The 13,763-nt window shown below is 71.6% G+C and carries 14 protein-coding genes; 11 read left to right on the top strand and 3 right to left on the bottom strand.

Annotated elements, in window-relative coordinates; translation table 11 throughout:
* Positions 1–29 precede the first annotated feature (29 nt).
* The 7 genes from BR98_RS10225 (at position 30) to BR98_RS10195 (ending at position 6,494) form a co-directional block, all read left to right on the top strand.
* A complete protein-coding gene (locus tag BR98_RS10225) occupies positions 30–710 on the top strand; it encodes a DedA family protein (protein WP_035841880.1) in 681 nt (226 codons plus the stop codon).
* Positions 707–1,354 (top strand): phosphatase PAP2 family protein, encoded by a 648-nt coding sequence (locus tag BR98_RS10220; protein ID WP_035841878.1) that lies wholly within the window; start codon positions 707–709, stop codon positions 1,352–1,354. Before BR98_RS10225 ends, BR98_RS10220 begins: the two co-directional genes overlap by 4 nt.
* A gap of 208 nt (positions 1,355–1,562) precedes the next feature.
* On the top strand, positions 1,563–2,075 hold the full coding sequence (locus tag BR98_RS10215) for a pyridoxamine 5'-phosphate oxidase family protein (protein ID WP_035841876.1): 513 nt from the start codon (positions 1,563–1,565) through the stop codon (positions 2,073–2,075).
* 111 nt (positions 2,076–2,186) lie between these two features.
* On the top strand, positions 2,187–3,308 hold the full coding sequence (locus BR98_RS10210) for a TIGR03364 family FAD-dependent oxidoreductase (RefSeq protein ID WP_035841874.1): 1,122 nt from the start codon (positions 2,187–2,189) through the stop codon (positions 3,306–3,308).
* A 57-nt stretch (positions 3,309–3,365) separates the two neighbouring features.
* Positions 3,366–4,049 (top strand): phosphonatase-like hydrolase, encoded by a 684-nt coding sequence (locus BR98_RS10205; protein WP_035841872.1) that lies wholly within the window; start codon positions 3,366–3,368, stop codon positions 4,047–4,049.
* Between the two features lie 285 nt (positions 4,050–4,334).
* Positions 4,335–5,315, top strand: coding sequence for a hypothetical protein (locus BR98_RS10200; protein WP_051969536.1), 981 nt, complete (start codon positions 4,335–4,337; stop codon positions 5,313–5,315).
* Positions 5,316–5,330: 15 nt separating this feature from the next.
* Complete coding sequence (locus BR98_RS10195) at positions 5,331–6,494, top strand: hypothetical protein (RefSeq protein ID WP_157537578.1); 1,164 nt, start codon at positions 5,331–5,333, stop codon at positions 6,492–6,494.
* An 11-nt stretch (positions 6,495–6,505) separates the two neighbouring features.
* Here the strand turns inward: BR98_RS10195 and BR98_RS10190 are convergent, their stop codons facing one another.
* On the bottom strand, positions 6,506–6,715 hold the full coding sequence (locus tag BR98_RS10190; protein ID WP_035841868.1) for a hypothetical protein: 210 nt from the start codon (positions 6,713–6,715) through the stop codon (positions 6,506–6,508).
* Between the two features lie 250 nt (positions 6,716–6,965).
* On the opposite strand from BR98_RS10190, the gene BR98_RS39160 reads away from it, so the two are divergent.
* From BR98_RS39160 to BR98_RS10170, 4 genes are all read left to right on the top strand, one after another.
* The gene (locus tag BR98_RS39160; protein WP_035841866.1) at positions 6,966–7,805 is read left to right on the top strand and encodes a hypothetical protein; all 840 of its coding nucleotides are present in this window, start codon (positions 6,966–6,968) and stop codon (positions 7,803–7,805) included.
* Positions 7,806–7,828: 23 nt separating this feature from the next.
* The gene (locus BR98_RS10180; RefSeq protein WP_157537576.1) at positions 7,829–9,295 is read left to right on the top strand and encodes an effector-associated constant component EACC1; all 1,467 of its coding nucleotides are present in this window, start codon (positions 7,829–7,831) and stop codon (positions 9,293–9,295) included.
* Positions 9,292–10,260, top strand: coding sequence for a caspase family protein (locus tag BR98_RS36195; protein WP_051969535.1), 969 nt, complete (start codon positions 9,292–9,294; stop codon positions 10,258–10,260). Before BR98_RS10180 ends, BR98_RS36195 begins: the two co-directional genes overlap by 4 nt.
* A 70-nt stretch (positions 10,261–10,330) precedes the next feature.
* Entirely contained in the window at positions 10,331–10,789 is a 459-nt protein-coding gene (locus tag BR98_RS10170) for a pyridoxamine 5'-phosphate oxidase family protein (RefSeq protein WP_035841862.1), read from the top strand.
* Between the two features lie 84 nt (positions 10,790–10,873).
* Here BR98_RS10170 and BR98_RS10165 read toward each other — a convergent pair whose 3' ends face one another.
* Together BR98_RS10165 and BR98_RS10160 are read right to left on the bottom strand one after the other, a co-directional pair.
* A complete protein-coding gene (locus tag BR98_RS10165) occupies positions 10,874–11,491 on the bottom strand; it encodes a GNAT family N-acetyltransferase (protein ID WP_083976226.1) in 618 nt (205 codons plus the stop codon).
* A gap of 124 nt (positions 11,492–11,615) precedes the next feature.
* Positions 11,616–13,742, bottom strand: a complete 2,127-nt coding sequence (locus tag BR98_RS10160; RefSeq protein ID WP_051969652.1) for an MMPL family transporter — start codon at positions 13,740–13,742, stop codon at positions 11,616–11,618.
* Positions 13,743–13,763: the final 21 nt, after the last annotated feature.

Genomic DNA, 13,763 nt, shown 5'->3' with positions numbered 1-13,763 from the left:
GCGCGTTCCGCAGGACCGCCTCCACCAGTATGAGAGGTCCGCCAACCGTGCTCTCCGCCTCCTCCCAGCTCGCGGTGAACGTGCTCGATGCGTCGTCCCTGCTGGCCGCCTTCGGGGCCCTCGGCATCGCCGCCGTGCTCTTCGCCGAGACCGGCCTGCTGGTCGGGTTCTTCCTGCCCGGCGACTCGCTGCTGTTCACCGCCGGACTGCTCTGCGTCTCCGGCACCCACAGCGGGCCGCACCTGGTGCTCTGGCAGGTGATATTGGCCGCGCTGGCCGGCGCACTGGTCGGCGCCCAGATCGGGTACCTGATCGGCAAGCGCGGCGGACGGGCGCTGCTGGCCCGCAGCAAGCGCAAGAGCCTGCAGCAGGGCGTCGACCGGGCCGAGGAACTGCTGGCCAAGTACGGCTACGGCAAGGCCATCGTGCTGGCCCGGTTCATCCCGGTGGTGCGTACGGTGCTCAACCCGCTGGCCGGCGTGCTGGAGGTGCCGCAGCGCACCTTCACCTTCTGGCAGGTGATCGGCGGCACGATCTGGGTGGTCGGCGTGGTGCTGGCCGGATACGGGCTGGGGTCCTCCGTTCCCAATATCGACCAATACTTGTTGCCCATCATTGGTCTGGTAGTAGTTGTCTCTGTGATTCCGATTGCTCTCGAATTGTTCCGCGCCCGCAAGGCCGCCCGCCGCAACGACGGTGATGCCAGGTGACCGCGACCTCTCCCACCGGTGCCGCACTGCTCGCCTACGACGGCAGCGGTATCGACGGCGGCCTCTACCGGACCGTCAACGGCTGGGCCGACGACGCACCGCACTGGCTGGACCAGATGATCAAGACCTGGTCCGCGCTGGGGCTCGGCGTCTTCGCCGTGCTGATGCTGCTGGCCTGGTGGCAGGCCAGGCGGGCCGACTCGGTGGTGATGGCCCGGGTGCTGGCCGCGCCGCTGATCGTGGTGGCGGCCTACGTCGCCAACTCGGTGCTCAAGAGCGTGGTGCAGGAGGTCCGGCCCTGCCAGCAGCTCGGCACGGTCTCGCTGGAGGCCTGCCCGGGTGCCGGGGACTGGTCGTTCCCGAGCAACCACACGGTGATCGCCTTCGCGGCGGCGGCCGCGCTCTGGTTCGCGTATCGCTGGATCGGCTGGATCGCGCTGGTGGCCGCGGTGCTGATGGGCGCCTCCCGGGTCTGGGTGGGCGTGCACTACCCGCACGACGTGCTGGTCGGCGCCCTGGTCGGGCTGCTGGTGGGGATCCTGCTGGCGGTGGCGGCCGGGCGGGTCGCGCCGCTGGTGGAGCGGCTGCGGACCGGGGCGCTGGGGCCGTTCCTCGGGGCGGGGCCGGCGGTGCCGCAGACGTAGCGCGCCGCGGACGTAGCGTGCCGCAGACGTAGCGCCTCCCCGGCGGGGGAGGGCATGGTGTGAGCCTCGGGCCGGGTCGACGATTGGACGTCGACCCGGCCTGAGCCTTGTGCGGGTGTGGTCGCGGGAGCAGCATGAGACGCCCGTCGTGGTTCTGATCCGTCCGCTCCGTCCGTCGAAGGACTGCCTAGATTCCTAAGGACGCGCCATGCCGTACCAGCTCGAAGTCACCCAGGGCGACTGGCCCGCCGAGGAACTCCGCAAGGGCGTCGAGGGCCTGTTGGCCGAGTCGATGGTGCTCACCCTGGCCACTGCGGGCCCCGAGCACGGCCCGCACGCCAACCTCGCCTTCTACGCCTTCGACGAGGACCTGGTGCTCTACTTCGTCAGCGAGCGCTCCACCCGGCACAGCCTGCACCTGGCCGAGCAGGCCAGAGCCGCCGCCACGGTCTTCCTGCCGCCGCCGGTCTTCGGCGAGCAGCTGCGCGGGCTGCAGCTGACCGGACGGGCCGGCGAGGCCTGGGGGCAGCACGCCGAGGCGGCGCTGGCGGCCTATCAGGGGCGCTACCCGACTTTCGCCCAGGATCCCGAGGTGCGCGAACAGTTCCTGGCCGGCGGTGGTGCGGCCGCGCTCTACCGGTTCCAGGTGGAGGAGCTCACCGCGGTGGACGAGCCGCACTTCGGCCGGCGCAACTACCTGCGGGCCCGGGTGCTGAGGTAGTCCAGTTGTTCAGGTTGGCGAGGCCTGTTGTCTGTACAACTTGATGATTATTGGCTTTGAGGTCGCCGACTGGACACCCCCTGGTCACTTGGGCCACGCAGCCTGGTCGCCATGAGAGTCATAGTCGTTGGAGCGGGCGTGCTCGGCACCATGCATGCCTGGCAGGCCGTCGAGCGCGGCCACGAGGTGATCCACCTGGAGCGCGAGGCCGAGGCCCGCGGCGCCTCGGTGCGCAACTTCGGCCTGGTCTGGGTCGGCGGCCGGGCCGGTGGGGAGGAGCTGGCCACCGCGCTGCGAGCCCGCGAGCTGTGGGAGGGCATCGGGGCGAGGGTGCCCGAGCTCGGCTTCCGGCCGTCCGGATCCCTCACCGTCGCCCGCACCGAGGCCGAACTCGCCGTCGCCGAGCAGGCGCTGAGCCTGCCGGAGGCCGCGTCCCGCGGCTTCAAACTGCTCGACGCCGCCGAGACCCGCGCCGTCAACCCCGCCCTGCGCGGCACCTTCCTCGGCGCCCTGTGGTGCGAGCGGGACGGCGCCGTCGAGCCGCGCACCGCCCAGCGCGCACTGCGCCAGGCACTGCTGGCCAGCGGCCGCTACACCTTCCTGCCCGGGCGCGAGGTCCGCGAGGTGGTCGGCGAGCGGGCGGTCCGCGACGACCACGGCCAGACGCACACCGGCGACGCCGTGATCCTCTGCACCGGCGCCTGGCTGGGCGGACTGGTCCGCGAGCTGGTGCCCGAGCTGCCGGTCCGCCGGGTCCGACTGCAGATGATGCAGACCGACCCGCTGGACGAGCCGCTGACCACCGCCGTCGCCGACGGTGACAGCTTCCGCTACTACCCCGCCTACGCCGGCACCGCACTGGACGCGCTGCAGGCCGGCCAGCCGCAGCCGCCGGTCGCGGCCGAGCACAAGATGCAGCTGCTGCTGGTCCAGCGCCGGGACGGCTCGCTGACCATCGGCGACACCCACGAGTACGAGCACCCGTTCAACTTCGACGTGGTCGAGGAGCCGTACGAGCACCTGGTGGGCGTGGCCGAGGAACTGCTCGGGCGCCCGCTGCCGCGGATCCGCCGCCGCTGGGCCGGGGTGTACGCGCAGTGCGTCGACACCAGCCGGGTGGTGCACCGCGAACAGGTCCGCGACGGCGTCTGGCTGGTCACCGGACCGGGCGGCCGCGGCATGACCTGCTCCCCGGCCATCGCCGAATCCACCGCTGAGCTGCTCAACCTCTAACGACTCCTGAACCTTGAACCTCATAAAGACTCCTCAACCTGTAAAGGCACTTCACTGATGAGCACCTCCGACATCCGGCTCGTGGTCCTGGACATGGCCGGCACCACCGTGGCCGACGACGGCCTGGTCGAGCAGGCCTTCAATGCCGCCGCCACCGCGCTGGGCGTGCAGCCCGGCAGCCCCGAGCACGAGCCGATGCTCGCGCACGTGCGGGCCACCATGGGCGAGTCCAAGATCTCCGTCTTCCGGCACCTGTTCGGCGAGGAGGAGAAGGCCCAGCAGGCCAACGCCGCCTTCGAGCAGGCCTACGACGAGCTGGTGACGGCCGGGTACTGCGCGCCGCTGCCCGGCGCGGCCGAGGCGATCGCCGAACTGCGGGCCTCCGGGCGCAAGGTGGTGCTGACCACGGGCTTCTCGCGGGCCACCCAGGACCGCATCCTGGGCGCGCTGGGCTGGGAGCAGATCGCCGACCTGACCCTGTGCCCCGCCGATGCGGGCCGCGGGCGCCCGTACCCCGACATGGCGCTCACCGCGCTGCTGCGCACCGGGACCGACTCGGTGCGGCAGATGGCGGTGGTCGGTGACACCGGCTACGACATGCTGACCGGCACCCGGGCGGGCGCCTCGGTGGTGGCCGGTGTGCTCACCGGTGCGCACGGGGCGGAGCGGCTGCGCACCGACGGGGCCACGCACGTTCTGGGATCGATCGCGGAGCTGCCGGGGGTGCTGGGGGCGCTCTGAGGATTGTGGGCGGGCGGAGCGCTTTGAGTGAGCGCTTGCTCAGGGCGTTGGGGGACTCTGAGCGAGCGCTTGCTTGGGGGTGACGGGGCGGGGGAGCCCTGAGTGAGCGCTTGCTCAGGGCGCTGGGGGGCTCTGAGCAAGCGCTTGCTCGGAGCCTTGGGCTGAGCAAGCGCTCACTCAGAGCGCCGATGCTCTGTCACCTCGCGTGGTCACGCGAGGTGACAGAGCGTCAGTGATGTGCCACGATGCTCTGCGCAGTTGACGGTATGTCGCATCGGGGGACACATGCTCAACGGAAACGCGCTGCCCATTCCCGGCTGGGTGGGTGGTGACGGCAACAGCGCCTATCTGGACAAGACCCTGCGCCACGAAGCGGTCGAGGTGTCGCTGGACGACCGGGTCTCCGGACAGACGGTCTTCCGGCTCTGGCAGCGGGCGGCGATCGTCGCCTTCATCGTCTTCCTGGTCCAGATCCCGTTCCTGGCGATCTCGCTGATCAACTCTGGCGAGACCGACTACTACGGCCGGAGCAGCGGCCCGGATCTGGGGTTCCTGGCGGTCGTGCTGATCGACACTCCGCTGGTCTTCCTGCTGGTGCTGCTCTTCGCCAAGCTCACCGAGCCGATCGCCGAGTGGCGGGTGCTGCTGCACGACCGCAGCGAGCAGGACGTGCAGTCCACCTACTACAAGATCTGTGGCGTGGCGGCTCGGCGCGGCTTCCCGCTCGGCGTCAACTACCGTCGCCTGGCCACCGGTTACGGCGCCGAGCAGGCGAACAGTCGGCTCGCCTTCAGCAATGGCGACTGCGAGGCCGTGATCTCGGTCTTCCGCTACGGCGACAGCCTCTACCTGGGCTGGCAGATGTGGCGCACCCGGCGCGGCTGGCGGCTGATCGGGCGCTTCCTCGGCGACACCCTGGGCGGCATCTTCGGCCAGGCCGACCTCGCCTGGGCGATGCTGCGCACCGAGAACGTGCGGGCGATGCGCGAGGCGGTGCACTCGGTCTGCCGCGAGGGGCTGGTGACGGCGGTCGAACGGCAGGTGGTGACTGCGGAGTTCGGGTTCGGCGGCGGCCGGCCGCCGCAGCCGGAGTACCCGCGGGTGGCGCCGGTGCCGGGTGGCGTCGCCGCTGGGGCGCCGCTGTCGCGGGCGGTGCCGAGCCCGTCCGCCGGACAGCCTCCGTTGCAGGCGCCGATTCCGCCGCAGGCGCCGCCGCAGGATCCGCCGACCATCGGTGGGAACTGGACCGACCCCGCCCAGTCGTAAGGGGGCTGGGGCGTCGTGGGTACGAGCGTGGGCGCGGGCGACGGGGTGCTGCTGCACGTCACCCCCGCCGGTAGCTGGGCCTGGGTCGGCCTGCGGCTGGCCCCGGCCCGGGCGCTGGGCGGGCATCGCGGCTACGCCGACGTGCCGGAGCAGGAGCGTCGCCGCCAGGCCGTGGCCGCCGAGTTGGCCTGGCTGCGGGCGCAGTGCCGCCCGGGTGAGGGGAGCCGGTTCGACCTGCGGTATGTCACCGAGCCGGGCACCGGCTCGGTGCGGGCCGTGCTGCTGGGGCAGGTGGTGGCGGCCGGCTCTGAGCAAGCGCTCAGTCAGGGGCTGGCCCTGCGCAAGCGGTTGGCGGCGCTGCCGGCTCACCTGGTCGCCCGCCCCATCACCGACTCGGCCGAACTGCTGGCCGAGCTGCGCCCGGTGGACCCGGCGCACGAGGTCGTCGAGGTACGCAAGCGGCTCACCGCCCTGCCGATGCGCCGACCGGACAGCGACCGCAGCCACGCCGTCCTCGCCGACCCGCTGGTCGCCACAGGAGAGAGTTGGGAGCCGGTCTGGGCCGCCCTGGCCGCGCTGGCTGCCCGAGCCGAGCGCACCGTCCTCTCCGTCGCACTCGAACCCGTCCAGTCGGCCCCCGCCGAGCTCGCCGAACTGGCCCGCTACGCCGCCGAGTACCGCCGGCTCGCCACCCCCGGCCACACCGCCCCGCCCTGGCCGCAGATCCTGCCGGGCGACCCGGCCGCCCAGCAGGCCGCCGCCGCACTCGAGCAGGCCGCTCGCCGCCTGGCAGCGCCCTGCTACCGAATCCGGGTGACGCTGGCCGGCCCCGGAGCAGGGCAGCTGGCTCCGCTGCTGGCGGGCGTCGCGGGCGCAGCAGTCCTCCCGGTAGCTCCGGTCGACCACCCTGTGGTCCACGCCAACCTCGCCGGCCTCAACCTCGCCCCGCTGCCCGCCAGCTACCCGCAGTCGCTGCCGCAAGGCCACTACGGCTGGGTCGAGCAGACCTTGAGCTCGGTCGCCGACCCGGACGAGGCCGCAGCCGTCCTCCGGCTGCCGTACGAGATCCTGACGCACCGTCAACTCTTCGACGACCGCTTCGTGATCGCTGCTGCCGCGCCCGAGCCGCCGCACGAAGCCTCGCTGAAGGCGCCGGAACCCCCGTTTCCGGACCTCTGATCGCAGGTGCGCTACCGCCCCGCGAAGAGGTAGCCGAGCGCGGCGCCGGCCGAGGACATGATCAGGCTGCCCGCCAACACATTGAGCCGGTCCGGCAGTTCGAGTACGAGGCGAATCCCGCAGACCCGGACGTCCAACACCGGGGAGCTGGACGGGTTCGGTGCGCCCGCCTGCTCCGAAGCCTCCGACACGCTGCTCTGCGGGTTGTCACTGCTGGACATGGCCACTCTCCAGGGGGATGGTTCCACAGCCGGTGATCCGGTCGAACGGAGATAGGTCGCCGACACCGGGCGAACCCCACGGGACTACGGACAGATGGCCCGATCCGACCATTTCTGCGGCGGACGTTGGGAGGCCGTGGGCCGGTGCCTATAACACCGGGCAGGCGTCGCGACGGTGCGGTCGCCCGAAGCCAGTCTCGAGTCCAGTCTCGAAGTCCGGTAGATCTCCCGTCGATGTCCAGGAGCGCATATGGGTCAGGCCGAGCGGAGCGGTGAGACTCCACGCCCCGCCCAAGCCGATGGCCAGTCGACTGCGCAGGTTCCGCCGCCGACCCGGCCCACGGACCGCCGTCGGCTCTCCGCAGCGGCCGCGCTGCAACAACGGCAGGCCGACCGTGCACTGGTCGAGAAGCTGGCCGAACAGGATTGGTGTGGACCGGCGTTCCAGCTGTTGGAGCGCCGGCTCATAGAGATCGGCACCCAGGTGCTGACTCGCTGGATCAGCAGGGGCGAGATCTACGAGCGGTGCTACCTGCAGGGTCGCCCGATCGTCACCGACGCGGCCGCGCGGGCCGTCCTGCGCGAGGACCACGACGAACGCGCATCACTGGTGGGCGAGGCCGTCGCCCAGGCCTGGAAGCGGTTCCGCGAGCGGGCATTGATCGGCGGCGGCTGGTTGGCGGAGGGCGGGAGTTCACTCGCCTCCTATTTCGTCGGCGCCGTCCTGCTGGCCTTCCCGGCCGTCCACCGCCGGTGGTACCGGGAACGCGGCGTGGCCTCCCGGGAACACCTGACCGAGGACTGGGAGGCCCTCGCGGCCACCGGCCCGGCCGCCGTCCAGCCGGCCGCTGCCGCAGCGGATCTGGCCGAGGCCACGGATGTGCTGGTGGAGGTCGCGCCGGAGCTCACCGGCGAGCGGCTGCGGGTGCTCGCCGCGATCTTCCAAGGGATCACCGAGGGGCTCACCTACGCGGAGATCGGCTCCAAGGTTGGCCTGTCGGGGGAAGCCGTGGGCATGCGGGTCGCGAGATTCCGCAGTCAGTTGACCGAGAAGAAGCAGGGCACGGAGAACAGGCAGGGCCCGGAGTGACCAGAAGGGAGGAGGACGCAATCATGACCCAAGCCATGCCCGAGGCCGTCACCGGCGACCTGATCCGTTGGGCCCTGGATGTCCTGGAGGATTCCGCGCAGGCATCGGTGCCGGGCGACCCGGTGGATCAAAGTGCGGACTGGAAGCATCAGTTGGCCGCACTGCAACTGCCCGAGGACGACGACCAGTCCGTTGACGTCAGCTCGTTGAGCGAGCCGCTGGCCGAGTTCCTGACCGAGCTGGCCCGCTCCTCGCTGGCCCTCGGCAGCGAGTTCACGGAGATCGAGCCGGCCTTCGACTGGGACGAGGACCCCGGCGAGGCCCTGCCGGGGCTGCCGGGCCGGACGGCGAGCTTCACGGCCGATGTGGACCGGCTGGAAAGCCTGGGGGAGGCAGTCGACTTGAGGCACCACGCCATCCTGCTCGTGGACATCGAGGGCTTCGCGGCTCGCGCAGCGGAAGAGCAGCGCGCCCTCGAGCGCACGCTCTGGTCCACCCTTGCTGCGGTCCGCCTTCGCGCCGGACGCCACGAAGCTCCCATGACGCAGCTGGATAGTGGTGACGGCTTCCTGGTGCTGCTGCCCGCCGACACCTCGGAGAGCGACCTGGTCCACTGGATCCGCCAGTTCGGTCGCCAGGTGGTCGCGACCCAGCGTTCTGGGCCGGACCCGGCCGTTCGAGCTGTCGCCCGTCTGGACCGCATTCCCGGGGGGCGGTGGCTGACAGCACACCCCGCCGGCGTCGCCTCTTTTTTTCGCGATCCGTACTTCTTCCTCAGCTACGCGCAATCGCCGTCCGGCCACCGATGGGGCTCGGGTTCGCTGATGTTCATCGACGACCGCAGCGGACCGGCCTACGAGTGGGGTCGGGAGGCCGCCTGGGTACCGGATGCCGCCACCGGCCCACCGGGATTCCATGCGATGGCTCGCCAACGTTGGCTGGATCCCGTTCCGGATGTGAGTGTGCTGCTTCGTCTGAGTGCCCCCGGAGCCCGCAGCTCAGGACCCGATTGGCTGTCCCGTCCCGTAGACCCCCTCCCCACCTGGTACGGGACGCCGACGCCGACGGATACTGGCGGGAGGAATGGCGCCTGGCGTCGGCCGTCTGAGAGGAACTCACCATCCGTGACCCAGTACACCATCGCCTTCGACGGTGACCCCGAGGAGTTCGACGCCGACGCCCGCGAGCTGCGCGAGTTCCTCAGCCAGGACGGGGCGTTGCGGGGGCGGATCGAGAACCGGCTGGTCGCGCCGGCGCCGGGGGAGCAGGGCGGGGTGGCCGATGCGGTGCGGTACGCCACCGAACTCGGGCCGCTGGTGCTGCCGCCGTTGACCCTCTGGCTCGCCGCCAGGCTGCGCAAGGGCGGCAAGGTCTCACTGACCCTGCACCGGCCCGACGGGGCCGAACTCAAGCTGGACACCGAGAGCATCGCCGACGCCAATGTGCTGCTCGACCGGTTGGAAAGCTTCCTGGACCCCGAGGAGGAGTGAACCCGCAGGTGTTCTGGCCGCCGCTGCTCCCCGATCCCGGGAAGTCCCGGGCCGTGCTGGTCTCGGTAGCCACCTTCCATGACCCGGGCCTCGACGCGTTGCCCCAAGCCCACTGCGCCATCGACGAGTTGGCGGATGCCTTGGCCGGCCCGACCGGCCTGTTGCCCTGGGACCGGATCACCCGGATCCACGACCCGCGCAGCACGGACGAGGTGCTGGGGCCGCTGCGGGCGGCGTGCAGGGAAACCGAGGACCTGCTGCTCTTCTACTACGCCGGTCACGGTGTGCTGGACGGCCGGCGGCTGCACTTCGCGCTGCCCGACACGGATCAGGACCATGCGCCGACCACCGCCCTGTCCGCCCAACAGGTCCTGGAACTCATGCAGTCCAGCCCGGCCCGACATCGCCTGGCCTGGCTGGACTGCTGCTTCGCGGGACTGGCCCTGGACCTGCCGTCGGCCGGCGACGTCAACCTCCTCACCGCCGCCGACCGCACCCGCAAGGCGCTGTCGCCGCCCGGCCTGCGCAGCACGCTGTTCGCGACCACCCTGACCGACCTGCTGCGCGACGGCGTACCCGACGGCCCGCCGCACCTGGACCTGCCGCTGATCCACCGTCGCACCGAGATCGCCCTCGGCCAGGTCCCACCGGGCATGCCCAAGCGCACCCAGCCGCCCAACCCGGTCCACCGCCTGACCCACACCAGCGCCGACCTGGCCCTCGCCCGCAACGCCGCGCACGGCACCGCCCGCACCCGCGAGGGCCTGCTGTCCCGGGGCCGGTTCGCCCTGCAGACCGCCAAGGCGGACGCGGCCGGCCGCCCGGGGCGGGCCGCCCAGGCCGTCGCCCTGCTCACGGAGATCCTGCGGGAGGCCGAGGAGGTCATGGGCCCGACCGACCCGGACACCGAGCGGGTCCGCCAAGCCCTCGACTGGGCCAGGTGGCAGGCCGGCCGATCCGACTGACTGCTGCTCGGGGCGCGCGACACGCTCCGTGTCAGGGGCTGATGTCAGTCGCCGCTGGTATCCAGGAGTCATGGTGAGTTGGAGTGAGTTCGTCGCGGCCGAGCCCGAGTTCGCGTACCGGGTGCACGAGGTGTTCGAGGTGCGCAAGCACAAGACCGTGGCGACCCTGCGCCGTGACGGGGCGCCACGGATCAGCGGGATCGAGACGAGGTTTGAGGACGGCCAGCTCTGGGTGGGCATGATGCCGGACTCCGTGAAGGCCGCCGACCTGCGGCGGGATCCGCGGCTCGCGCTGCACAGTCCGACCGTGGACCCACCGCAGGACGATCCGAGTTCCTGGGCCGGAGAAGCGAAGATCAGCGGTCGTGGGATCGAGGCACCCGCATCCGAGGCGGGCGGCGAGCCGTCCGACCGCTTCCGGATCGAACTGGAGGAGGTCGTGCTGACCTACGTCGGCCGACCCGCTGATCACCTGGTCATCGAGTCCTGGAGCCCTGGCGGGGGGCTGCGCCGCCGCGAACGCCGCTAGTGCAAAGGCTGCCTAGTGCAAAGGGTTGGCTAGCGCAAAGGTTGGCTAGCGCAAAGGTTGCCTGGCGCGGCCCTGGGGAGCCCGTCAGGCCTCGCCGCGGGCTGCGCGGAGACGTTCACCGCGCAGGCCGACGCAGTCCAGCGCCCAGAAGGTCTCGGAGTAGACGAAGGTGCCCGTCATCCACGGCTCGTAGGCGGACAGTCGGGCGACCTGGAACGCACCGTCGGGATAGCGCAGCGACGGCGCGCGGAAGCCGGCCGCTTCGGCGGACCGGAAGCCGCGCCCGCCGTAGTAGCGGGGCGAACCCTCCAGGAAGACCAGCGGAATCGCGGCGGCGTCGGCTGCCGTGAGGGCGTGTTGGACGAGCCGGGTGCCGATGCCCTGGCACTGGAACTCGGGGAGCACACCCAGCGGCGACAGGGAGAGGACGTCGACCAGCCGGCTGGGTGCGTCCAGTCGGCCCGCGCTCAGCATGACGTGTCCGACGACCCGGTCATCGAGGGTGGCGACGAAGGACATCGGCGTCAACGGGGCTTTGGCGACGCGAAGTTCTGCCACCAGCCGGGGAACCCGTTCGCTGTTGCCGAAGGCCTGCGCGTGGAGGTCGCGTACCGGGACGTGATCGCCGTCCGTCTCCTGGCGGATGACCAACTCGGCATCGGCAGGCCCGATTCGGGGATCCGGAGCAGCGTGCGATGTCATGGTCGCGAGGCTAGCCCGGCGGCCGCAGGTGTGCGAGGCAATTGCGTGGCCTCGTGGCGGTGATCGAGTTGGTGATGCCGCCGCTGTACTTCTGGCTGGCGGACGCGGACGAGGCCCGATCCCGCTAGACGTGCGGCAGCAGTCGGTCCAGCCAGCGCGGCAGCCACCAGTTCACGCTGCCCAGCAGCTCCATGATCGCCGGGACCAGGACCATCCGGACCAGGGTGGCGTCGAGGAAGACGGCGACGGCCAGGCCCAGGCCGAACTCCTTGACCGCGATGTCGGGGGTGGCCAGCACCGAGAGGAAGACGGTGACCATGATGGCCGCGGCTGCGGTGATCACCCGGGCGGTGCGGCCCAGGCCCTGGGCCACGGCTTCGCGGGTGGCGGCGCCCCCGTCGTACTCCTCGCGGATCCGGGAGACCAGGAAGACCTCGTAGTCGGTGGAGAGGCCGAACAGGATCGGGAAGATGAAGAGCGGCACCCAGGCGGTGATCGGCGCGGTGGTCGGGAAGCCGAACAGCGAGCCGAGCCAGCCCCACTGGACGATCATGACCAGCACGCCGAACGCGGCGCCGACCGAGAGCAGGGTCATCACCGCGGCCTTCACGGCGATGGCCACCGACCGGACCAGGAAGACCAGCAGGACCAGCGCCAACCCGATCACCGCCGCGATCAGGTACGGCAGTCGCGCGGCGACCTCGGCGGCGAAGTCGGCGTCCCCGGCGGTCGGACCGCCCACGTGGACCACCAGGCCGGTGCCCGTGACGGCGGTGGGGATCACCTGACCGCGCAGCCGGTCGAGCAGTTTCGGGGTGGCGGCGTCCTGGTGCGCGGTGGTCGGGTAGGCGACGAAGAGCGCGGCCCGTCCGTCCCGGCTGGTCTGCACCGGGGTGACCGCCGCGACACCCGGGGTGCTCGCGACCGCCCCGACGAGTGGCGCCATCGTGGCGGCCGAGCCGCCCGCGGGCAGCTCGGCGACGATCACGAACGGCGCGTCGAAGCCCGCGCCGAAGCCCTCGCTCAGGATCCGGTGCGAGGCGTAGCCGCTGGTGTCGTGCGGCTCGGTGCTGTTGTCCTCGAAGCTCAGCCGCATCGAGAAGGCCGGGACGGCGAGCAGGATCATCACGGACGCGCCGGCCACCAGCCCGGTGACCGGACGCCGCTGGATCACCCGGGCCCAGCGCTCGGCCATCGGGCTGCGCGAGCCGGTCCGGCCCAGGAACGGCAGCTTGAACCGGTCGATGCCACGCCCGGCGAAGCCGAGCAGCGCGGGCAGCAGGGTGACCGCCGTGATCATGGTCATCAGCACCGTGACGGAGGCTGCCACGGCGGTGGCGTTGAGCAGCCGCTGCTGCACCACGAAGAGACCGAGCATCGCGATCACCACGGTGGCCCCGGCGAACAGCACCGAGCGCCCGGCCCGCGCGACCGAGACCACCACCGCCTGCTCGGGCTCGACGCCCTCGGCCAGCGCCTCGCGGTAGCGGGTGACGATGAACAGCGCGTAGTCGATACCGACGCCCAGGCCCAGCAGGGTGGCCACGATCGGGCTGAACCCGGGTGCCGGGAAGACGTACCCGAGCAGGAAGGTGATGGCCAGTCCGCTGCCGATGCCGAACAGCGCGCCCAGCATGGTCAGGCCCATCGCCAGCAGCGAGCCGAAGGCGATCAGGATCACCAGCATCGCCGCGAGCGCGCCGATCGCGTCCGACACGCCGCCGTAGGGGGTCTCGGCCCCGACCACGTCGGCGCCGCCCAGCGCGAAGACCACCCCGGACCCGCTCGCCCCGCGGGTCAGCCCGATCAGGTGCTTGACCTCGGAGGCCGGCAGTGGATTGGTGTCGGTCTGGATGGTCGCGAAGGCGATCGTGCCGTTCTGCGAGATCTGCCCGGGCACGGCGTAGGGCGAGCGGATCGCGGTGACGTGCGGGGCGGCCGCCAACTGCGCCGTCAGCGCGTCGACCCGCTGGTGCACCGCCGGCGTCGCGACCCCGGCGGGGGCCTGCACCGCCAGGGTCAGCGAGCTGCCCCTGCGTTCCGGGAAGTGCTGCTTGATCAGCTGCTGCGCCTGCGCGGACTGCGAGCGCCCGCCGGTGAAGTCGTTGTCGGCGGGCGCCTTGAAGCCGAAGCCGGCGGCCATCACCAGGACCAGGCCGACCGCCCAGAGCACGACCACCAGCCGCCGACGCCGGTAGCAGAACCGGCCGAGCCGCCCGAGAGCCCCTTGGTGTGCCGTACCCGAAGTCACCCGGCCCACGCTAATACGCAG

This window comes from Kitasatospora azatica KCTC 9699, assembly GCF_000744785.1.
GTDB lineage: Bacteria > Actinomycetota > Actinomycetes > Streptomycetales > Streptomycetaceae > Kitasatospora > Kitasatospora azatica.
This window is presented reverse-complemented; position numbering and strand designations above follow the sequence as displayed.

What these genes read in the sequence shown, in the direction of transcription:
- BR98_RS10225 (WP_035841880.1), top strand. Translation starts at nt 30, where the DNA reads ATGAGAGGTCCGCCAACCGTGCTCTCCGCCTCCTCCCAGCTCGCGGTG.
- BR98_RS10215 (WP_035841876.1), top strand. Translation starts at nt 1,563, where the DNA reads ATGCCGTACCAGCTCGAAGTCACCCAGGGCGACTGGCCCGCCGAGGAA.
- BR98_RS10210 (WP_035841874.1), top strand. Translation starts at nt 2,187, where the DNA reads ATGAGAGTCATAGTCGTTGGAGCGGGCGTGCTCGGCACCATGCATGCC.
- BR98_RS10205 (WP_035841872.1), top strand. Translation starts at nt 3,366, where the DNA reads ATGAGCACCTCCGACATCCGGCTCGTGGTCCTGGACATGGCCGGCACC.
- BR98_RS10200 (WP_051969536.1), top strand. Translation starts at nt 4,335, where the DNA reads ATGCTCAACGGAAACGCGCTGCCCATTCCCGGCTGGGTGGGTGGTGAC.
- BR98_RS10190 (WP_035841868.1), bottom strand. Translation starts at nt 6,715, where the DNA reads ATGTCCAGCAGTGACAACCCGCAGAGCAGCGTGTCGGAGGCTTCGGAG.
- BR98_RS39160 (WP_035841866.1), top strand. Translation starts at nt 6,966, where the DNA reads ATGGGTCAGGCCGAGCGGAGCGGTGAGACTCCACGCCCCGCCCAAGCC.
- BR98_RS10180 (WP_157537576.1), top strand. Translation starts at nt 7,829, where the DNA reads ATGACCCAAGCCATGCCCGAGGCCGTCACCGGCGACCTGATCCGTTGG.
- BR98_RS10170 (WP_035841862.1), top strand. Translation starts at nt 10,331, where the DNA reads ATGGTGAGTTGGAGTGAGTTCGTCGCGGCCGAGCCCGAGTTCGCGTAC.
- BR98_RS10165 (WP_083976226.1), bottom strand. Translation starts at nt 11,491, where the DNA reads ATGACATCGCACGCTGCTCCGGATCCCCGAATCGGGCCTGCCGATGCC.